Annotated in this window: 19 protein-coding genes, 4 tRNA genes and 1 other RNA gene; 5 read left to right on the top strand and 19 right to left on the bottom strand. The window is 51.1% G+C overall.

Going from position 1 to position 21,004, the window contains the following annotated elements; translation table 11 throughout:
• Positions 1-15: 15 nt before the first annotated feature.
• The 5 genes from yigB to lptM are packed head-to-tail and all read right to left on the bottom strand — an operon-like array spanning position 16 to position 3,404.
• Positions 16-732 (bottom strand): 5-amino-6-(5-phospho-D-ribitylamino)uracil phosphatase YigB, encoded by a 717-nt coding sequence (yigB, locus tag WBL83_RS12315; protein ID WP_424589416.1) that lies wholly within the window; start codon positions 730-732, stop codon positions 16-18.
• A complete protein-coding gene (gene xerC, locus WBL83_RS12310; protein WP_424589415.1) occupies positions 732-1,637 on the bottom strand; it encodes a tyrosine recombinase XerC in 906 nt (301 codons plus the stop codon). The genes yigB and xerC overlap by 1 nt, the downstream gene beginning before the upstream one ends.
• Positions 1,634-2,338 carry a DUF484 domain-containing protein gene (locus WBL83_RS12305; RefSeq protein WP_424589414.1) on the bottom strand — a complete coding sequence of 235 codons (705 nt, stop codon included), beginning with the start codon at positions 2,336-2,338 and terminating at the stop codon, positions 1,634-1,636. The genes xerC and WBL83_RS12305 overlap by 4 nt, the downstream gene beginning before the upstream one ends.
• Positions 2,335-3,159, bottom strand: coding sequence for a diaminopimelate epimerase (dapF, locus tag WBL83_RS12300; RefSeq protein ID WP_424589413.1), 825 nt, complete (start codon positions 3,157-3,159; stop codon positions 2,335-2,337). The genes WBL83_RS12305 and dapF overlap by 4 nt, the downstream gene beginning before the upstream one ends.
• 38 nt (positions 3,160-3,197) lie before the next feature.
• A complete protein-coding gene (gene lptM / locus WBL83_RS12295) occupies positions 3,198-3,404 on the bottom strand; it encodes an LPS translocon maturation chaperone LptM (RefSeq protein WP_424589412.1) in 207 nt (68 codons plus the stop codon).
• A gap of 125 nt (positions 3,405-3,529) precedes the next feature.
• Between lptM and cyaY the strand changes: the two genes are divergently transcribed.
• Positions 3,530-3,850 carry an iron donor protein CyaY gene (gene cyaY / locus WBL83_RS12290; RefSeq protein ID WP_424589411.1) on the top strand — a complete coding sequence of 107 codons (321 nt, stop codon included), beginning with the start codon at positions 3,530-3,532 and terminating at the stop codon, positions 3,848-3,850.
• On the opposite strand, the gene cyaA is transcribed toward cyaY, so the two are convergent.
• Positions 3,847-6,399, bottom strand: a complete 2,553-nt coding sequence (gene cyaA / locus WBL83_RS12285) for a class I adenylate cyclase (protein WP_424589410.1) — start codon at positions 6,397-6,399, stop codon at positions 3,847-3,849. The two genes, cyaY and cyaA, sit on opposite strands and share 4 nt — an antisense overlap.
• 281 nt (positions 6,400-6,680) lie before the next feature.
• On the opposite strand from cyaA, the gene hemC reads away from it, so the two are divergent.
• From hemC to hemY, 4 genes are all read left to right on the top strand, one after another.
• Entirely contained in the window at positions 6,681-7,622 is a 942-nt protein-coding gene (gene hemC / locus WBL83_RS12280; protein WP_424589409.1) for a hydroxymethylbilane synthase, read from the top strand.
• Positions 7,619-8,359, top strand: coding sequence for a uroporphyrinogen-III synthase (hemD, locus tag WBL83_RS12275; RefSeq protein WP_424589408.1), 741 nt, complete (start codon positions 7,619-7,621; stop codon positions 8,357-8,359). The genes hemC and hemD overlap by 4 nt, the downstream gene beginning before the upstream one ends.
• A 148-nt stretch (positions 8,360-8,507) precedes the next feature.
• The gene (gene hemX, locus WBL83_RS12270) at positions 8,508-9,695 is read left to right on the top strand and encodes a uroporphyrinogen-III C-methyltransferase (protein WP_424589407.1); all 1,188 of its coding nucleotides are present in this window, start codon (positions 8,508-8,510) and stop codon (positions 9,693-9,695) included.
• Positions 9,696-9,697: 2 nt separating this feature from the next.
• Complete coding sequence (gene hemY, locus WBL83_RS12265; protein WP_424589406.1) at positions 9,698-10,894, top strand: protoheme IX biogenesis protein HemY; 1,197 nt, start codon at positions 9,698-9,700, stop codon at positions 10,892-10,894.
• 640 nt (positions 10,895-11,534) lie between these two features.
• On the opposite strand, the gene WBL83_RS12260 is transcribed toward hemY, so the two are convergent.
• The 13 genes from WBL83_RS12260 to wecB form a co-directional block, all read right to left on the bottom strand.
• Positions 11,535-11,648, bottom strand: a non-coding RNA gene (locus tag WBL83_RS12260) — RtT sRNA.
• 36 nt (positions 11,649-11,684) lie between these two features.
• A tRNA-Pro gene (locus WBL83_RS12255) sits at positions 11,685-11,761 on the bottom strand.
• 43 nt (positions 11,762-11,804) lie between these two features.
• Positions 11,805-11,891, bottom strand: a tRNA-Leu gene (locus tag WBL83_RS12250).
• Positions 11,892-11,907: 16 nt separating this feature from the next.
• Positions 11,908-11,983: transfer RNA gene (locus WBL83_RS12245), tRNA-His, on the bottom strand.
• A gap of 78 nt (positions 11,984-12,061) precedes the next feature.
• A tRNA-Arg gene (locus WBL83_RS12240) sits at positions 12,062-12,138 on the bottom strand.
• 157 nt (positions 12,139-12,295) lie between these two features.
• A complete protein-coding gene (gene wecG, locus WBL83_RS12235; RefSeq protein ID WP_424589405.1) occupies positions 12,296-13,036 on the bottom strand; it encodes a lipopolysaccharide N-acetylmannosaminouronosyltransferase in 741 nt (246 codons plus the stop codon).
• Positions 13,033-14,409: an ECA oligosaccharide polymerase gene (wzyE, locus tag WBL83_RS12230; protein WP_424589404.1), complete on the bottom strand. Its 1,377-nt coding sequence runs from the start codon at positions 14,407-14,409 to the stop codon at positions 13,033-13,035. Before wzyE ends, wecG begins: the two co-directional genes overlap by 4 nt.
• Positions 14,406-15,485 carry a TDP-N-acetylfucosamine:lipid II N-acetylfucosaminyltransferase gene (locus WBL83_RS12225; protein WP_424589403.1) on the bottom strand — a complete coding sequence of 360 codons (1,080 nt, stop codon included), beginning with the start codon at positions 15,483-15,485 and terminating at the stop codon, positions 14,406-14,408. The genes wzyE and WBL83_RS12225 overlap by 4 nt, the downstream gene beginning before the upstream one ends.
• A complete protein-coding gene (wzxE, locus tag WBL83_RS12220; protein WP_424589402.1) occupies positions 15,482-16,732 on the bottom strand; it encodes a lipid III flippase WzxE in 1,251 nt (416 codons plus the stop codon). The genes WBL83_RS12225 and wzxE overlap by 4 nt, the downstream gene beginning before the upstream one ends.
• Before the next feature lies 1 nt (position 16,733).
• A complete protein-coding gene (gene rffA / locus WBL83_RS12215) occupies positions 16,734-17,864 on the bottom strand; it encodes a dTDP-4-amino-4,6-dideoxygalactose transaminase (protein ID WP_424589401.1) in 1,131 nt (376 codons plus the stop codon).
• A 4-nt stretch (positions 17,865-17,868) separates the two neighbouring features.
• Positions 17,869-18,558 (bottom strand): dTDP-4-amino-4,6-dideoxy-D-galactose acyltransferase, encoded by a 690-nt coding sequence (gene rffC, locus WBL83_RS12210; protein WP_424589429.1) that lies wholly within the window; start codon positions 18,556-18,558, stop codon positions 17,869-17,871.
• A gap of 25 nt (positions 18,559-18,583) precedes the next feature.
• On the bottom strand, positions 18,584-19,846 hold the full coding sequence (gene wecC / locus WBL83_RS12205) for a UDP-N-acetyl-D-mannosamine dehydrogenase (RefSeq protein WP_424589400.1): 1,263 nt from the start codon (positions 19,844-19,846) through the stop codon (positions 18,584-18,586).
• On the bottom strand, positions 19,843-20,976 hold the full coding sequence (wecB, locus tag WBL83_RS12200; RefSeq protein WP_424589399.1) for a non-hydrolyzing UDP-N-acetylglucosamine 2-epimerase: 1,134 nt from the start codon (positions 20,974-20,976) through the stop codon (positions 19,843-19,845). The genes wecC and wecB overlap by 4 nt, the downstream gene beginning before the upstream one ends.
• Between the last annotated feature and the right edge of the window lie 28 nt (positions 20,977-21,004).

Below are 21,004 nucleotides of genomic sequence, written 5' to 3'. Positions count from 1 at the left end.
ACAGAATTAATCAGATTATATCAGCGCGGTGAGGGATGCCAACTGCGAAATTTCCAGATGTGGCAATAAACGGCTGTCATCAATCTGCATCAGGTCGCCATCACACAGGTTTATCCAGCATGCCTGTAATCCGCTGCGAATCGCCCCTGCGACATCAGTCGTCAGGTCATCGCCTACATGCAGGATATGGCCGAGCGGAACATTCAGCTTTTCAGCGGCCAAATGATACATATCGTTGAAGGGTTTGGAACGCCCATGAGGACCGGCTCGCAGGACAAATTTGAAGTAGTGATCAAGTCCAAAAAGATGGGGTTCGGCGTTACCGTTGGTGATCGCCACCAGCGGCCATTTTTCAGCGAGTGCGGCTAATGTGTCGTGTGTCTCTTGCGGCACGTCGATTTGACTACGCCAGCGGGCGAAGTTCTCCATCGACGCCTGTGCACCCGCAGAGGCCTCTTCGGCTGAGAGGCCAACGTCTAACATCGCTTGTTCAACCGCACGGCGACGCCACTCAGTGACATCGTGGTAAATTTCCGGTTCGGCCAGGCGTAGCGCATGTCGAATCCGCAAAAAATCGGGACGTTGCAGATGGCTAAGCTTCGGATGGTAATTCTGCACGAAGCTCATGGATTCCCGCTCAGTACGCAAAATCACGTCACGGTTGTCATAAAGCGTATCGTCGAGATCAAAAGTGAGCGCGGCAATAGTCCCTAATGGACGGTAAAAATGCATTACGATTTCCCTCGTTTAGCGCGTGGATGCGCAGCATCATACACTGAGGCTAAGTGTTGGAAGTCGAGATGGGTATAGATTTGCGTCGTGGAAAGATTCGCGTGGCCCAATAACTCTTGCACGCCGCGCAAATCACCGCTGGACTCCAGCATATGCGTGGCGAATGAGTGACGCAGTTTGTGTGGATGGACATGGCTGTTCAGCCCCTGTTTTATCCCCCACTCACTAAAGCGTTTCTGGACGTTGCGTGTCGAAATACGCTTCCCTTGTTTTGAGAGAAACAACGCATCGTCATCCGGGCCAAAAAGCTCACGTAAATCCAGCCAATGCTCCACCCAAAGGACCGCTGATTTCCCCACCGGAACGCGACGCTCTTTGCTGCCTTTCCCCATCACCCAGACTTCGCCAGTCGTCAGGTCGATATGACGGCAATCCATATTTACCAGCTCAGAAAGACGCAGCCCCGCGCCGTACATGACTTCCAGCATTGCTCTGTCGCGCACGGCCAGGGGATCGTTAATATCGATATCCAGCAGACGGTTCACGTCATCGACGTCGATATTTTTTGGCAGGTGGCGACCCGCTTTCGGCGTGGAAATCCCTTTTGCAGGATTGGCTTTGAGTACGCCCTGGCTGACACTCCAGTCAAAGAAACTACGGAGCGCAGAAAGACGTAATGCCAGGCTTGATGGCCCAAGACCGGCCTTGCGGCTGCGAACAGTGATTGAACGAACCGCTGCGGCGTCGCACTGTTGCCAGGAGTTCAACTTCATTTCAGCAGCAAGAGCGATAATCGCCGCCAGCTGACGGCCATAATTGACTAACGTCAGCGGGCTTAGCTGGCGCTCTACTTTCAGGTAGCGCAAAAAGGCATCGACCGAGGATTGCAGCGGGGAAGCGGTCATACTCGCTCGATCCAACGCTCCAGAAGGTCAGGGAGCATCAGCGCCAGTTCATGCAGTAATTGCGTGCCTTGCCCTTCCTGGTAATGCTGAGGATCGCGGCTACTGAACACCAGCACACCTAAATCCGCATCACTTCCCATCAGAGACACAGCCACGGAACCAATGGCTTTCGCCTGCGGCAAAACAACCAGTAATTCAGGGCCATTCAGCGACCCGAGGTAATGCTGTCGGTCGCCAAGGCGTTGAATGCGAAGCGGCTCGAAAGCCTGCCGATTCAGCGCCAGATGAGTAAAATCAGAAGGAGCACCAATCCGCCAACGGTCAGCAAACAGACGCACATTCGCGCCAGCCAGACCCATTTCACGCGCCCAACGGTGCAGACGGTTGAGCATGTCCTGCAAACTGGTGGCAGAAGCCAGGCGGCCCTGCAATTTCAGTAAGCGATAGAAAAGCCCTTCGTTGGCACTCGCCTGTTCCATCAACAAGCTCATGTTTTCTTCAAGAAAATTGATGTGATTACGGCTACGCGCCATATGCCACTCAACCAACGACACAGTACCGCGTACCGGGTGCGGCACTTGCATCTGTTCTACATGCTGGGCGTTACGAATAAAGAAATCGGGATGACGTAGCAGATACTCCGCCACAACGCGATCATCCAGTTCCAGTACGGCTTCCTGCTGTTCCTCGGCGTTCTTCATAGATGTATAAATCCATCATAGACGTGGGCCGCCGGACCGGTCATAAATAGCGGAGTTCCCGGCCCTTTCCAGGCGATATCAAGACGGCCACCAGGCAGCTCTACGCGAACCTGTTCCGCAAGTATTCCTTGCAAGATGCCCACGGCAACTGCGCCGCAAGCTCCACTACCACAAGCTTGAGTTTCCCCAGCACCGCGCTCATAGACACGCAGGCGGATATGTTCTTTCGTCACGACCTGCATAAAGCCAATGTTCGCACGCTCCGGGAAACGCTCATGGTTTTCCATTACCGGCCCCAATGTTTCCACCGCGGCGGTCGTCACATCATCGACCTGAATAACGCAGTGCGGGTTACCCATCGATACGACGCCACACATAATGGTTTGTTCGGCGGCACGCATAATATAGGTCTTTTCCGCTTTGTTTGCGCGGAACGGCACTTCGGATGGCTCGAAATTCGGCTCACCCATATTCACGCGCACCAGCTCATCTTCAGTTACGCTGAGCACCATGCGGCCATTGGCGGTACTGACGCGAATATCGCGTTTGTTAGTCAGCCCTTTCAGGCGCACAAAACGCGCAAAACAACGCGCACCATTGCCACATTGGGAAACTTCGCTGCCATCGGCATTGAAAATACGGTAATGGAAATCCAGGTCAGGATCGTACGGCGGTTCAACCACCAGCAACTGATCGAAACCCACTCCCAAATGCCTGTCAGCCAGACGGCGAATCAGTTCAGGGGAGAAATAGACGTTTTGAGTCACCGCGTCGACGACCATAAAGTCATTGCCAAGGCCATGCATCTTCGAAAACTGCATCTTCTGCTCCATATACGCGGCTACTTATCGATAGTTAACTAGTAGACAACCTGAGTCGGTGCGTTATCCGTACCACGGTTATTACGGTCTGGCGTCGCCGGTTGGGTCTGTTTCTCAGAAGTGACCTGAGTCGCGGGTTTGGTTTTACCATCGGCCGGTGGAAAGTACAGAGGCCCTTTAAGACCGCAACCAGAAAGGCTGAAAAGTGCCAGCATAAATGCTAGTGGGCAGAAAATTTTCTTCATTATTGAGATGCCTGTAATTCAATATTCTGCCTTCTATCATCGCAGGTGATCCCTGAAAAGCAATACTCTTTTCTATTCGCGACTGTTGCTATACTGCCGTGAAGACGAACAACTGAGAAACAGATATGAACGACAGTGAATTTCATCGCATGTGCGACGGCCTGTGGTCAACAATTGAAGAACGCCTGGATGACTGGGATGGTGACAGCGACATTGATTGCGAAATCAATGGCGGCGTGTTGAGCCTGAGTTTTGAGAACCGCAGCAAGATTATTATCAATCGCCAGGAACCTCTACATCAGGTCTGGCTGGCAACCAAAAGCGGCGGCTACCATTTTAACCTGAAAGGGGATCAATGGATTTGTGACCGCAGCGGTGCTGAGTTTTGGGCATTGCTGGAAGAAGCTTGCACCCAGCAAGCTGGAGAGCCGGTGAGCTTTAGCTAGCTATTGCTGTACTGCTGAAGCAGCGGTGTTGAGCTATCGTCATGATTAGCTGGCGTCGCTGCTGTAATCGCCTGGTTACGGAACGGAATGACCTGAGAGCGACCTTCCACTTTCACGATCTGATAGAACTGCGGCAAGTTGAAGTTGATAAAGCTTGAGCCGTAGGTAAAGCGGTCGTGGGACGAAGAGTAGAAACGGCTAACGTCACGCACTAAATCTTCTTTGCTCCCTTCGCAATGGTGATACACCTCTGCCCGGTTGCTCTCATCAAGAATGTAGATATTGAATCCCTGATCCTCATTCGCTTCTTCAAAGAAGAACTGAATGATCCCTTCGCTGGCAAAGCCATCTACTACCGGCGGCAGTTGAACCTGGTTGGTTTCAACTTGTACCGACAAACCATGCAGTTTGTTATGCGAAATCGCGCCGTAGAAATCGACCGCATTTTCAAGTTTTTGCACCGATACGCTCAGGCGTTCGAAGAACAGCCCCCACGTTTGACCAGAAATACGCAGCGCTTTAAAGCGACCTGGTTCCTGGCGAGTGCTCGACAAACGGAAGTCGATACATTCAGAAACCAGTTGCTGGACACGGGTGCGGATCAGCCCACGTAGATGTTGGCTATAGCAGAAAACTTCAACGCTATCAGGCGGCGCGGCATCCTGGTGCATTTTGCCCAGAATGGTTTTCAGCGCTTCAATCATGGACTGTTCACCGTTGAAGTGCAGCGTACGCACTTCATTCCATGAGTTGCGGTAAAGCAAATCGACGCTTCCCACCAGGCACTGCTGTTGCTGCCCGAAACTGAACACATCCAGCTTACGGAAATCGAAATGAACAACCTGATTGCGGAATGCCGCCGTCGGGTCGTATTCAAGATTCACGATGATCGCCAGATGACGAATTTCACAGGGGCTATACAACGCTTTGGCGCTTGGCGCAGGCAAACGCAGCGGGAAGTGGTGCGAAACGTCGGCAACCATTTCCTGCAGTTTAGGCAAATCACAAATGCCGTTGCCCTTAATAAACAGACGGGTGCGAGAAGTCAGCAGGCCATTAAAGTAGGCCCAGGCCACCAGCTTATTAAGATAACGGTTATATTCCAGCGGTTGATGGCTGATGATGGAATCCATGTTCGGTGCGCGGTTGTACAGATACCAGCCAGAACGGTTGGCACGGCCCGGCGGCACATGGATGAAGGTCAGATTTGGCTCGGACAGATCAGGAGAGATCTGCGGGTTAACCAATGTCACTTTGCCCGGCAGCGCTTCAAACGCCGCATACAATTTACGGGTCAACACCCCGATATCTTGTGGGCTTGCACTGACGCTCAGGTTATTGCGGCGCGCGAAACGAATCAGGTTGCGATAGCTTTGCATCATCGCATCCAGCAGCTCGTTATGTGCATCGCGAACCTGGTCAATTTTCCAGTTGGCGCGGTTATCCAGCATCGCCAGACGTGGTTCATCCCAGCCCCAATCTTTGACCAGTTGGCTTAAGACTTCACGACGCCAGCCCACGCAGGCACGTTCACGGGAAAGTTTTTCACACACTTTCAGATAGAAGCAGCGGCGCACTAAATCCAGACGCGCGGTGTCTTCGATTTGCGTGAGATAGTGGGTCACGCGCTCCAGCATCATGCAGTAAGGATCAAGCCCAAATGAGACTATCTCGCCATCATGCAAACGCTGTTTAATGTCTTTTGCCAGCAAACGGGTGTACGGATATTCCCAGGAATAAGCTTCCAGCAACAGCGTTTTCAGCACGGCTTTATAGGGGGAATCGATACTTTTATACAGCTGCCAAAGGCTGGCACCAAAGTACTCTTCCGCCGACAGGGAACTCAGACCACCGAGATCCAGCCACTCGTTTGGCGTAAGCACGCCCTGCGAGTAGAGGCTCATGACGTAATCGTCATAATGATCTTCTTCATCGCCCGGAACCATACTCCAGAGAATACGTTTCCCGGCCAGGCGCACAGCGCTACGATAAAATTCATCCAACAACAAAATGTGCTGTGTAGAACCACAGTCTTCACCGCCCAGGCTGCCACTTTCGTTGTGACGGAAACGGTTTTCGTCAATCAGGAAGAAGCTGACTTCAACACCCAATGACGCAGCCCAGCTCTCCAGCACGCTACATTTACGTTGCAGCAACTGGCGCTCGTCGTTATCAAGCCACGACTGGTGACAAACCCAGATATCCAAATCGGAAGAACAACTCTGCCCAACGGACGAGGTGCTGCCCATTGAATAGAGACCGGTTATCGGTAATTCACCCGGATCGGTTTTCTGCGGCGGCATGCCGCGCATTAATTCGAGTTCGTTGAGGTAGTGACGTTGGGTTTCATCAGGCGTGTAGATGCAAATGCCATGTGGAACGTTACCCTCAAGGTAACCTGGCATCAGCGGGTGATGATAATGTAGCAATGTTGGCAGAAGACTGTAAACCTGTTGGAAAGCAGGTCCCATGGCAGCAAGTGCGCGATCTACACGCAGTTGGTTAATGGCATCCAGTCTCTGTTTAAGAGTCTCAATATAGAGGTACAAGACATATCGCCTGATGGTTTCAGTATTTCGAAAAAACCCGTTTCCCGGTTGTTGCCTCTATTATAAACGACAAGGCAAAGAATTGCTGGAAACGTGATCAATTTAACACCTTGCTGGTTGACCGTAAAGAAAGATGCGCTACCCGCCAAGTTCCTCTCCGACACCCCGCTTTATATTCCATAATACGAAAGACGTCCCTCTTTTCCGAAAAACCGTTGAAACTGACAGCCTTCCGTGAAGAGTGGTAGGATGGTCAGGGACGATAATTACGGTAACTAGCAATGTTAGACAATGTATTAAGAATTGCCACTCGCCAAAGTCCATTAGCACTTTGGCAAGCACATTATGTCAAACAACGCCTGATGGCGAGCCACCCCCAGCTCATGGTTGAACTGGTGCCAATGGTTACGCGTGGCGACATCATTCTTGATACACCGCTGGCGAAAGTCGGTGGCAAGGGATTGTTTGTCAAAGAATTAGAGCTCGCTCTTCTTGAAGGGCGTGCAGATATCGCAGTGCATTCAATGAAAGATGTACCTGTCGAATTTCCTGAAGGGCTTGGCCTGGTCACCATCTGCGAGCGCGATGATCCGCGTGACGCCTTTGTTTCCAATAATTTCGCCAATCTCGATGAACTGCCAGCAGGCAGCGTTGTAGGCACATCAAGCCTCCGCCGCCAGTGTCAGATTGCCGAGCGTCGCCCGGATTTAGTGATTCGTTCGTTACGCGGCAACGTCGGCACCCGTTTGAGTAAGCTTGATAACGGTGACTACGATGCGATTATTCTTGCCGTCGCCGGTCTTAACCGCCTCGAATTGCAATCGCGCATCCGCTACGCCTTGCCTGCGGAAGTTTCTTTACCCGCGGTGGGCCAGGGCGCTGTCGGCATCGAGTGTCGCCTTGACGATATCCGGACTCAGGAGTTGCTCGAGTCGCTTAATCATGAAGAAACTGCGATTCGCGTCAGCGCTGAGCGTGCCATGAACATGCGTCTTGAAGGAGGATGTCAGGTGCCAATCGGCAGCTATGCTGAGTTAAATAATGGCGAGCTGTGGCTGCGGGCATTAGTGGGTGCGCCCGATGGTTCAATCCTGGTTCGCGGTGAACGCCGTGGTAAACCAGAAGATGCCGAAGCCATGGGTATTTCTCTTGCGGAAGAACTGCTTGATAAAGGCGCCCGTGAAATCCTGGCGGCCGTTTATGACGGAGATGCTCCTGCATGACGATCCTTGTCACCCGCCCTTCTCCCGCTGGGGACGAGTTAGTGAGCAGACTGCGCGCACTGGGGCAGGTGGCTTACAGCTTCCCTCTCATCGAGTTTTCCCCAGGCCGGCAGTTGGACAAACTGCCGACTCTGCTCGCCGGTCTTAGCCCGGGCGATCTGGTGTTCGTCCTGTCGCAGCACGTCATACAGTATGCCCAGCCACAATTAAGCCAAAATGCGATGTCATGGCCTGCAAATCTTGCCTGGTTTGCAATTGGGCGTACCACTGCATTAGCCTTTCATACCGTTAGCCATTTGCCAGTTCGTTATCCGCAAGACAGGGAAACGACGGAAGTGTTGCTACAATTACCTGAATTACAGAATGTTGCCGGGAAACGAGCACTCATTTTGCGCGGCAACGGTGGACGTGAACTGTTGGGCGAAACGCTGACAGAACGCGGTGCAGAAGTGACGTTCTGCGAATGTTACCAAAGAAGTGCCAGAATTTATGACGGAACAGAAGAAGCCTTTCGCTGGCGCGAGCGTGGGATTTCAACGCTGGTCGTGACGAGCGGTGAAATGCTACAGCAACTTTATGCGCTCATTCCCGAATGGTATCGAAAAAACTGGTTACTCCACTGCCAGCTCTTAGTTGTCAGTGAGCGTCTGGCAGACCTTGCCCGGGATTTGGGCTGGAAAGATATTCGGGTCGCCGATAACGCAGACAATGACGCGCTACTTCGCGCGTTACAATAAATCAACTCCCCAAAATAATTCGAGTTGCAGTAAGGCGGCGGCGCAGCGAATCTCCAGGAGCTTACTCAAATAAGTGACTGGGGTGAACGAGTAAAGCCAACGCACATGCAACTTGAAGTATGAAGGGGAAATAATATGGGACGCCACAATGACGGAACAACAAAACACCTCCGCCATGGTTGAAGAGACCACACCTGCGGTGGAAAGCACTCCACTTCCAGAACAGCCACCACAAAAAAATCGTATTGGTATGGCCGGAATTGCTCTGGGTGCTATCGCCATCGCTATTGCCCTGGCGCTGGGTGGCGGTCTTTACAGTTATGGTAAACATCAGGCGGCAGCGCAAAATGCTAATACCGATGCACTCGCAACACAGTTAACTGCCCTACAAAAGCAGCAAGAACAGCAGCAATCATCGCTGGAAACGACAATCAAGCAGCAAGCGGCTGCTCTGGATGAGTCGAATCGCCAACAAGCTAACCTGGCGCGTGAGCTCGATGAAGTTCAGCAAAAAGTGGCGACGATTTCCGGCAGTGATGCGAAAACCTGGTTGTTAGCGCAGTCTGATTTCCTGGTAAAACTAGCCGGGCGGAAACTGTGGAGCGATCAGGATGTCACTACCGCAGCCGCACTGTTGAAAAGTGCGGATGCCAGCCTTGCTGACATGAATGACCCGAGTCTGCTTGCAGCTCGCCGTGCGCTGACGGATGACATTGCGGCACTTTCCTCTATTACTCAGGTCGATTACGACGGGATTATCCTTAAGCTCAATCAGCTGTCTAATCAAGTCGATAACCTGCGTCTGGCGGATAATAATACCGATGACACGCCGATGGACTCTGATGGTAACGAACTATCAAGTACCGTCACGGAATGGCGTCAAAACTTGACCAAAAGCTGGCACAACTTTATGGATAGTTTCATTACTATCCGCCGCCGTGATGAAACGGCAGTTCCGCTTTTGGCACCAAACCAGGATGTTTATCTGCGTGAGAATATCCGCTCGCGTCTGCTGGTAGCCGCGCAAGCCGTACCACGTCATCAGGATGAAACGTATAAACAGTCGCTGGAGAACGTCTCCACCTGGGTTCGTGCTTATTACGATACCAACGACAGCGTGACCAAAGCGTTCCTCGATGAACTGGATTCGCTGAGCCAGCAAAGCATCAATATGGACGTGCCACAAACGCTGGAAAGCCAGCCGCTGCTGGAAAAACTGATGCAGACTCGGGTGCGCAACTTACTGGCTCAGCCTGCTGCGGGTTCAGCAGCACCGGCTCCAGCAACAACTGAACCTGCGCCCGCTCCGGTTCCTGCACCGACACAAGGGGAATAAGCATGATCAAAGTCTTATTACTCTTTCTGTTGTTGATCGCCGGGATCGTCCTCGGGCCGATGTTAGCGGGTCATCAGGGTTATGTGCTGATCCAGACTGACAATTACAACGTGGAAACCAGTGTCACAGGTCTGGTGATCATTCTGATCTTGAGCATGGTGGTGCTGTTTGCCATCGAATGGATACTGCGCCGTGTTTTCCGCACCGGTGCTCGTACTCGCGGTTGGTTTGTCGGGCGTAAAAGCAGTCGTGCACGCAAGCAAACCAAAGCGGCATTGCTGAAACTGGCAGAAGGTGATTATCAGCAAGTTGAGAAACTGATGCTGAAAAATGCCGACCACGCTGAACAGCCTGTGGTGAACTATTTGCTGGCAGCAGAAGCGGCACAACAACGCGGAGATGAAATCCGGGCGAATCAACATCTCGAACGTGCGGCAGAACTGGCTGACAACAATCAGCTCCCAGTTGAAATTACTCGCGTGCGCCTGCAACTGGCTCGTAATGAGAATCACGCTGCTCGCCATGGGGTGGATAAATTACTCGAAACGGCTCCACGTCATCCGGAAGTTCTGCGTCTGGCTGAAATGGCCTATGTGCGTACCGGAGCGTGGGGATCACTGCTTGATATTTTGCCAGCAATGGACAAAGTTCAGGTGGGTGATGAAACCCATCGGGCGGCGCTTCAACGCCAGGCATGGATTGGTTTGATGGATCAGGCGATGGCTGATCAAGGTAATGATGGCCTGAAAGCATGGTGGAAAAACCAAAGCCGTAAAACGCGCCACGAAACGGTGCTGCAGGTGGCGATGGCGGAGCATTTGATTGAATGCGACGATCATGATGCCGCGCAGGAAATCATCCTCGATGGCCTGAAACGTCAGTTTGATGAGCGCCTGGTGTTGCTGATGCCACGTTTGAAATCTGGCAATCCGGAGCAACTGGAGAAAGCCCTTCGCCAGCAAATCAAAACTCAGGGTGATCGTCCGTTGTTGTACAGCACGTTGGGTCAGTTGCTGATGAAGCACGGTGAATGGCAACCTGCATGCGAGGCTTTCCGCGAAGCCATTAAACAGCGTCCTGATGCCTTTGATTATGCCTGGCTGGCAGATTGTCTGGATCGTCTTCATCAACCTGAAGAAGCCGCAACCATGCGTCGTGACGGCCTGCTATTAACTCTGCAAAATAATCCTAATCCGTAGTCCCTAAGGGCGAAATCTTTCGCCCTTTCCCTTTCTCGCTTTCACTTCCTTGGTGCAAAAAAAAACACCTGCCATAGGGCAGGTGTTAAAACAGGTCTGTATGACAACTAAGTGGTGCTTCACTCAACGTTATGTCCATGGTGTTGGATGAGGTCTTAAAGACGACATCTGTCGGTGGACGATAAGCACCGTAAATCGGCTCTGCGTCATTCCTGGGTTTATGAAGCCTAAGCAAACATAAGAAGTGGAATGAGCATCTACACATATATTATTGCACGATGCGTGCCAGCTTTGTATTCATAATTAATATGACGATATAATTTCTTTTTTATCAGAATGTTATGTGAATCATTACTACCGTAGCGCTGACTGTTTATAGACTCTGGATGGTTAGCATGAGTGTCTCCATTTAGAGACATATAAACAGACAAATAAAAACTAATCATTTATATCAATGAGTTATGAGTCACCAAACGGCGACAATAAAAGCAGGAATGTCGCGAATAAGAGACTGGGATTGAGATGGACTGTTTTCGCGAGGGTGTCGGATGACGCTGCGCTTATCCGACCTACGGATTCTCATCCTCTACAAATTACAGACGTAAAAAAACCCAATCTTTCGATTGGGTTTTCTTGAATTTGGTCGGCGAGAGAGGATTATTCCCCTTCGGGCCGTTGCTAAAGCAACGTTGTCTCGCTGCGCTCGGCTCAAACCTCATTCGGAGATTCTCATCCTCTACAAACTACAGACGTAAAAAAACCCAATCTTTCGATTGGGTTTTCTTGAATTTGGTCGGCGAGAGAGGATTCGAACCTCCGACCCACTGGTCCCAAACCAGTTGCGCTACCAAGCTGCGCTACTCGCCGAAATACTGCTTTTACTACTACTTCGTATTGCTTAACTTAGAGATGGTGCGAAGAGAGGGACTTGAACCCTCACGTCCGTAAGAACACTAACACCTGAAGCTAGCGCGTCTACCAATTCCGCCACCTTCGCAATATCACTAAATTAATGGGGTGGCTAATGGGACTCGAACCCACGACAACTGGAATCACAATCCAGGGCTCTACCAACTGAGCTATAGCCACCACTGAAAATCTTTTTGCGCGGTCTACTTCTTAAAAATAAGTATCGCCGCAGCTCCAGCGCCCTTCTTAACTTCAAGATGGCGCGCCCGACAGGATTCGAACCTGAGACCTCTGCCTCCGGAGGGCAGCGCTCTATCCAGCTGAGCTACGGGCGCGTAGCGCCGTTGCGGGGTCGGATATTACGGGCTTCATGCTCACCTGTCTAGTGCTTATTTCAATAAAATGCGCATTTGCTCATGCTTTGCACATTCTGATGATTATCCAGCCAATTTAACCCATCAAACTCACTTTATCTGCCGGTAAAGAGAGTTATTAAAGGCGGCCGGTGTAATGCCAGGCCAGATAACGCAGCAGTTTTATTTGGCGCGTGATACGGCTCGGTTGCGACAACAAGCGATAAAGCCATTCCAGACCCAGGTTCTGCCATACCTTTGGTGCACGCTTCACGTGGCCCGTAAACACGTCATAGGTACCGCCGACACCCATATACAACGCATCAGGATGCACCTCACGGCAATCACGCATAAAGATTTCCTGACGTGGCGATCCCATCGCGACCGTCACAATCGCCGCCCCACTGTCACGGATACGTTCAAACAACGCCGCCTGCTGTTGCGCCTGGAAGTAACCATCCTGACTGCCGACAATATTCACCTGCCACTGCTTACGCAGTTTCGCTTCTGTTTGCGCCAGGATTTCTGGTTTGCCGCCGATGAGGAAAACCGGCGTGCCTTCTTTGCCCGCTCGCTCCATCAGCGCTTCCCAGAGATCAGCGCCAGGCACTCGCGATACAACCGCACCAGGGAATTTTTTACGAATAGAACGCACCACGCTAATACCGTCAGCATATTTGTATTCCGCCTCTTCGATTAACGCACGCACTTCTGGCTCACGTTCTGCGGCAAGAATTTTCTCGGCATTAATCGCCACCAGCGTTCCACTACGCAACGAACCTCCTGCGTAGAGGTAATCCAGAGCATGCTGCATATCACGCCAGCCCAGAAGATTCAGGCCACGAATAGCGTATGAAGGTGCTGAAGTCAGTGGACTCATGATATTCCTTGTGATGCATTTTGGGTGCTGGAGACAAGTTGCGGTGAACGCCGAAACCGTTGACGTATCAGCCCTGCACTTTCAAATAACCAGTAGAGCAGTTTCGCCAGCATCAGACAGACGCCAAATACCATCAGGAAAAACACCACACGTGAAACGAAGGAGTCCAGCCCCTCTCGCGCCAGAACAATCATGTTAAAGATCGCCCCAAAACAGAAACTATGCAAAATGGCAGCTTTATATTTGTTGGTTTCCCGATTGCCCAATTCATATAACCAGTCGAACCATTTAATGATGAGCCCCACCACTACGGCGCCCAGCGGGATAAACCACACACCACCCATCACCACCAGCGAGCCAATTAAGGTTGGTGAAATCGCCAGACCTGAATGGTTGTTGAGAATTTCCCAGGTAAAGTAGTTCGCACTGTTCAGAACGATGCTCGGCCTGCCAGGCCATAACCAGGTTGGGATAAAGACATAAAAATCACGCAAGATCGGTGCCAGCCCCTGGAACTCTATTTTGTCGTAATTTTGTAGCAGTAACCCGAGATTTTCCCATGGAGAGAAGGTATCGCGGGTCAGATACAAGAAGGTATAAAACGCTTCATCGCCGCTGACATTCAGGCCGTAGCGCTTCAACGCCAGCCAGAACATACCGACAATGCCAAAGACCCCTGCTGCTGCCAGCATCCAGAGCGATATCCAACCGCGAATAATGCCGATAAACAAGAAGATGGCGAAGGCGATGATGATGTTGGCGCGTGTCCCTCCGACAATCATGTAGGTCAGCAGACCAAACGCCACGGTACTGACGAGGAAAAACAGCCAGGCTCGTCCATCTTGTTTAAGGAAATAGACCACCAGCATGGCGGGAATAAAAAAGTAGAAGAAGCGCTTTAACGCAACACCCGACACTTCACTTGAGAATATCTGGCTATATGAGTGCAACTTAAATAGCAAGAACCCGTTATGCATAAAGAAGATGCCGACGCTGACCAGCGCCACCACCATCAGCATTACCCAGGTGAGATGAGTCTCGACACGGTTCATGGTAAAGACAGGGCGACGCACCGCTGAGGCTTGCTTCTCGCGTAGTCGCGTTTTGTAGGCAACATAGTAGATGCCGTAGAAACACACGGCGGCGAGCTGTGCTTGAAGCAACACATCTGCCGGCACCACCGCCACACCAAAGCGAAACACCAGCGTACAGGTAAACGGGAAGCCAAAGAAAAACGTCAGCAAATACAGCAGTGAGAAGAACACATTAAAATTGAAACGCACCCGGCGGAATTCCTGGTACGTTAAAATGCCAATGAACATCACCGAGATAAACCAGACCACAAACAAACCGCCAAATTGCAGCAAACTCATGCGGTTTCTCCTGATGCCATTTCCAGTGCCCGTTTCCAGCCATCAATGTAATTGGGATTAAAGAAGGCGATTTGTTGCTTATCCAGTAAGCGTAGTTGACGCTGCGCTTCGCGCACTATCGACTCATCGAGCGGATCGCCGGTAAACAACACGGGAATATGCTGCTCTGCCATGTCCTGCCAGAAAGGATTTTTGCGACTCAGCACGCAAGGGATCCCCGCCTGAATCAGCAAACAAAGCGTACCGATTCCTTGCTGACGTTCAAAAATGAAATACCCCAGAGAGCACTGACGCAACAAAGCCACATACTCCTTGAAGTCCATTTTTTGCGTCAGGATTTGCAGGTTCTCTTCGCTAAAAAGCGCGCGTCCCGCTTGCTGGACTTCATGTATATAGGCGTCGTTGTTAGCGGGATATCCCATCGGAACCACGACGCGCACCGTGTCGCCAAACTGGGCGTGAATCGCTTTCAGCGCGGCAATATGTTCATTGCTGAGATCGCCGGAGTTTCCGACTAACAACGTCATCTTCCCTGATTGAGTCTCTTCGCAAGCGTTACTCTCAGGCAAGATGTCCATTCGAGTGGGGAAATAGATAAGCTCGCCCGGTACTTGAGGGTGACGTTCATGGAAATAGTTCAGATCGCCGCGCGTAGCAAACACTCGTCCGACACGGCCCTGCGCGATGCGACGCAGCAGGTAAAAGGCCCGGAACTTGAGGCTCTTCGAGGCCTCGTAAAGATCGGCGCCCCAAATATGCCAGTACGTCTGCGCGGCTTTCAAACCCCCGGTCAACAAAGCAATCCACAGTGCACTGTTAAACTGGCCGTGGAAGAAAAAGCGTTGTTGGCGATTAGCTCGCGCTTTTTCCACTACAGCCTGCGCCAGCGCTTTTTTGTTGGGATAAAGCGTTACGGCGAGCGCAGGAAAAGCAGAACGCAAAGCGTCGTCCTTCGACACCACCATAAACTGGCGTGCATGCGGATGTGAGACAGCCAGAGCGTCATTGAAGAAACGCAGTACTGTCTGATTATGATGCGGGATATCCGATCCCAAAACGTGAATCAGTGTCGTCATGCTCGTCTACGATAAATGAGAAAAACGCTGCAACAGAGCGTGAAGTAAATGATGTACGTTGCCATATAAGCCTGCGCGGCCCCCAGAGCACCATGCGCAGGTATAAGCCAATGTGAAAAACCGGTCAATAATGCGAACTGGCTGATTTCAGTCAAAATGTAGAAGCGAAGCGAGGCTTTCGCTATCACCAGATAACCAAATACGTACGAGCCCACTTTCAGCACATCTCCCACCAGTTGCCAGGCAAAGAGATCGCGCATCGCAATGAATTTATGCGAAAAAAGTAGCCAGATAGCAAAATCACGCAACAGCCAGACGGTGAAACTTGCCAGAGCCACTGCGGGGAGTACGAATTTCAGCGTACGAACAATTTCTCGACTGATATCGGTTTTGTTGGTTAAGCGGGAAAGTGTTGGCAGCAAATAGACGCTAAACGAAGCGGTGATAAATTGCAGATAGGCATCTGAAATACTGCTCACCCCCTGCCAAATACCGACGTCATCCCAACTGTAGTGAGCGGCAAGCAGGTTACGCATCATGACGTAAGCTACCGGCAACGTGACTGACGTTATCAGCGCCATAAGGGTAAATTTGCCCAGACTGCTGGCGTATACTTTGTCCCACTGCGGTTTCAGGTAACTGAACGGGACGTGCTCACGGCGAACCAACATGAAGCCAGCAGGGATCAGTACCAGTGCAGGCACCAATGCAAGCCCTAGCAACGCCCCCTGATAACCGCCCAGACGGTAACAAAAGTAGTACGCCACCACACCGATAATACTGCCGCCAATCAGCGCCAGCGCGTTACCTGCAGCATCACGAAACCCTTTCATGATGGCTAAAGATAAGTTAGCCCAGGCAATACCCATCTGGACTAACGCCACCAGGCGCACCAGCCCCTGATAATCTTCATGTCCAAATAAGCCAAAGCTGATCGGCTTTGCCGCCACAACAAAAATAATGGCTAAAAGCGTCGAGAAGCCCAATACCATCGCTGACGACGTGCCAATGACCTTACGTAATTGCTCGGGCTGATCATGATATTGCGCGACGTATTTTGTCACGCCATTGAAGATACCCGCCCCTGCAAGCACACCCAATACGGTGACCATTTGACGGAAGTTTCCCGCCTGGCCGACCCCACTCGGGCCAAAAGCCACAGCAAGCAGCTTCACTACCAGTAAACCGGCAGCAATTTTTACCAGTGTGGACCCTGCGGTCCACACTGAAGCTTTAGCAAGTGACATATCAGGAGAAGAAGCTTAACAACGTATTGATAACAGTACGTTGATTCGCAGGAGACAGGTTATAGAACAGTGGCAGGCGTAACAGGCGTTCGCTTTCTTGAGACGTAAAGCGGTCTTCGCCGTGGAAGTAACCAAACTTCTCACCCGCCGGGCAATCATGTAATGGGATGTAATGGAACACCGCCAGAATTTCTGCCTCTTTCAGCCAGGAAATCAGCGCACTGCGATCGTCAATATCACGCAGTTTGATGTAAAACATGTGCGCATTCTGTACACAGTCTTTTGGAATTGAAGGCAGTTCAATACGCCCTGCTTTAGCCAGTGGCGTCAACGCATCATAGTAGGTATGCCACAGCTTCAGTCGCTGTTGGTTAATCTTTTCAGCCGCTTCCAGTTGTGCCCACAGGTAGGCTGCCTGCAAGTCAGCCATCAAATAGCTGGAACCAATATCACGCCAGGTGTATTTATCAACCTGTCCGCGGAAGAACTGACTGCGGTTAGTGCCTTTCTCGCGAATAATTTCCGCACGCTCGATAAGCGACGGGTCATTAATCAACGTCGCACCACCTTCGCCACCAGCCGTATAGTTTTTGGTTTCATGGAAACTGAAACAACCGATATGACCAATTGTCCCTAACGCACGGCCTTTGTAGGTCGACATGACGCCCTGCGCCGCATCTTCCACCACAAACAGATTATGTTTATTGGCAATCGCCATGATGGTGTCCATTTCACAGGCCACACCGGCGTAATGAACCGGAACAATTGCCCGAGTTTTCTCAGTGATTGCCGCTTCAATCAGCTTTTCGTCAATGTTCATGGTGTCCGGACGAATATCAACAAACACCACTTTTGCACCGCGCAGGACGAACGCGTTAGCAGTAGAGACAAAGGTATAGCTCGGCATAATCACTTCATCACCGGGCTGAATATTTAACAACAGCGCAGCCATTTCCAGTGATGCCGTACAGGAAGGAGTGAGCAGCACTTTTTTGCAGCCAAAGCGGTTCTCCATCCATTGCTGGCAACGACGCGTGAAACCACCATCGCCGCAAAGCTTGCCGCTACCCATCGCAGCCTGCATGTATTCGATTTCCGTACCTACTACTGGAGGAGCATTAAATGGGATCATTTTTTCACCTGTATAACCAGAAGGCGGTGCTTTCAATTGTGGCACCGCTTTGAATATAGCGTCGCAGAGCTGCGGTATTACTGACTTGCGTAGCCACGCGAAGCGTTTGGATACCCCGTTGCTGAGACCAGACACAGGCGGCATTCATCAGCTGAGCACCAACACCACGACCAGCCAGCAAGCCGATACGAGCTTCATCATCATTTAGCTGACGCATGCTCACAAAGCCTTGTATCGCATCGCCGTTTTTCAGTAACAGGCACTCATGGTCAAAAGTACCTCGCACGGCATTCTCAACCCATTGCGCGTAGAAACGACCACTGTCACCTGGCTGATACCATGGTGTACGAAAACGGCTTTGCGTAAAGATGTTGGCGGCTAAACTGCGCAACTCAGGAATATCAGCATGGGTGGCAGGCTCTACAGAAGATGGAGCATGTTGCGTGCCAACTTTCAGCGCAAGATCGACTTCCCCTTCAACCAGTTTAAAACCCAGTTGCTGCAAACCATCAAGCAGGAGGGTCTGCTGGGTAGGGATTTTTGCCTGCACGCGGGCATAGGCATCAAGGTGCTGTGGGGTCAGCAAAGGCGCGTCATCTTCAAAACGAAGAATTCCGCTATTCAACGCAAAGAATTGATTCTCCCAGTCGAGAGATTCAATTCTTGCTTGAACGGGTACAGAGCAAGGCGTCATCGGCTTCATCTGCGCCTGGCGAGAACTAGCGCCAGACTCCTTTGGTATCAACAATCCAGCGCTGCTGGACTTGCGTACCTGGGATTGCTTTGAAGACCTGGTGATCAACCAACATCACCAGCACATCGGCTTGAGCCAGAGCTTCATCAGTCGTGGCTAATTCGCAGTGGCCTACGAGTGCTTTTGGCAGTTGATGGACATTTGGCTCAACGGCCATTGTTTTACCGCTATGCCAGGAACTGAGAAGCTCAGCGATTTCCATGGCCGGGCTTTCACGCAGATCATCAATATTAGGCTTAAAGGCCAGTCCAAAGCAGGCGATAGTGATTTCGCTGGCGCGCTTGCCGGTTTCAGCTAAACAGTCTGCAACAGCCGCTTTCACCTGATTGATTACCCAATGTGGCTTGTTGTCGTTAACTTCACGCGCAGTGCGGATGAGCTGCGCCTGTTCAGGGTTCTGCGCGACGATAAACCATGGGTCAACCGCGATACAGTGCCCGCCTACGCCCGGACCCGGCTGCAAAATATTGACGCGCGGGTGACGATTAGCGAGGCGGATTAACTCCCAGACATTGATGCCCTGATCCGCACAAATTAATGAAAGTTCGTTAGCAAAGGCGATATTCACATCGCGAAAACTGTTTTCTGTCAGCTTACACATTTCAGCGGTGCGGGAGTTGGTCACCACGCACTCACCCTCGAGGAAAATCTTGTACAGTTCGCTGGCTCGCGCGGAACAAACCGGCGTCATACCACCAATAACCCGATCATTTTTGATGAGTTCAACCATTACCTGGCCTGGCAAGACGCGTTCCGGGCAGTAAGCAACATTAACATCTGCTGCTTCACCCGTCTGATGAGGGAAAGTCAGGTCAGAGCGAAGTTCGGCCAGCCATTGTGCCATCTGCTCGGTGGAACCCACCGGCGACGTTGACTCCAGGATAACCAAATCCCCTTTCTTCAGAACGGGTGCAATGGAATCTGCAGCGGCTTTGACAAAAACCATATCCGGTTCGTGATCGCCTTTGAACGGTGTAGGCACCGCAATCAAGAAAGCATCAGCTTCAACTGGCTGCGTACTGGCGCGTAAGAAACCGCCTTCAACAGCAGTTTTAACCACCTTATCCAGGTCAGGCTCAACAATATGAATAGCGCCACGATTTATGGTGTCTACCGCATGTTGGTTGATATCAATACCGACGACGTGTTGCTGTTTAGAAGCAAATGCTGCCGCAGTAGGTAATCCGATATAGCCAAGACCAATCACAGAGATGGTTGCAAAACTCATTGTTGTGTCACCTGATTTTTCTTCAATGCAGCCAAAATATGTTCACAGGCCTTACCGTTACCGTAAGGATTATGTGCCCGACTCATCACTTCATATTCGTTTTCGTCTTTCAACAAACGCGTGACCTGGCGGACAATCTCTTGAGTATCAGTCCCCACCAAACGAACAGTACCCGCATCAACGGCTTCCGGGCGCTCCGTGGTATCACGCATCACCAACACCGGTTTACCCAGCGACGGCGCTTCTTCCTGGATGCCACCTGAGTCCGTCAGAATCAGATAGGCATGGTTCATTAAATAGACAAATGGCAAATATTCCTGCGGGTCAATCAACACGACGTTTTTGACGTCCCCAAGAATACGCGTCACAGGCTCGCTCACATTCGGATTCAGGTGCACAGGATAAACAATCTGAACATCGCTGTTTTCTTTAGCAATTTCAGCCAGTGCGCGGCAAATACGCTCAAAGCCATCGCCAAAGCTCTCGCGACGGTGGCCGGTAACCAGAATCAGTTTTTTGCTGCTATCGAGGAACGGGTGACACTGCGCCAAAGAGCTACGCAAATTATCATCGGCAAAGACGCGATCACGGACCGAAATCAGCGCATCAATCACCGTGTTACCGGTGACGAAAATTTTATTGTCGCTGATGTTTTCACGTAATAGGTTTTGTCGGGAATTTTCTGTCGGGGCAAAATGATACATCGCAAGATGCCCGGTAATTGTTCTGTTCGCTTCTTCTGGCCACGGAGAATACAGGTCGCCAGTACGCAGACCCGCTTCAACATGTCCAACTGGAATACGCTGATAAAATGCAGCCAGGCTCGTGGCAAGCGTAGTCGTCGTATCGCCATGCACCAGCACAACATCAGGCTTAAATGACTCAAGAATCGGCTTCAATCCTTCGAGAATTCGGCAGGTAATTTCCGATAAACCTTGTCCTGGCTTCATGATGTTTAAATCATAATCCGGCTCGATGGAAAATAGATTCAGCACTTGATCCAGCATCTCGCGATGTTGGGCTGTCACGCAGACTTTTGCGTCAAAAAACGGATCTTTTGCCAGCGCATCTACCAGAGGAGCCATTTTAATAGCTTCCGGGCGCGTGCCAAAAACAGTTAACACTTTCACAGCAATTCTCTTTAATTAAAAAAGGTGA

Source organism: Buttiauxella sp. (assembly GCF_049686335.1).
In the GTDB taxonomy this organism is placed as follows: domain Bacteria; phylum Pseudomonadota; class Gammaproteobacteria; order Enterobacterales; family Enterobacteriaceae; genus Buttiauxella.
This window is presented reverse-complemented; position numbering and strand designations above follow the sequence as displayed.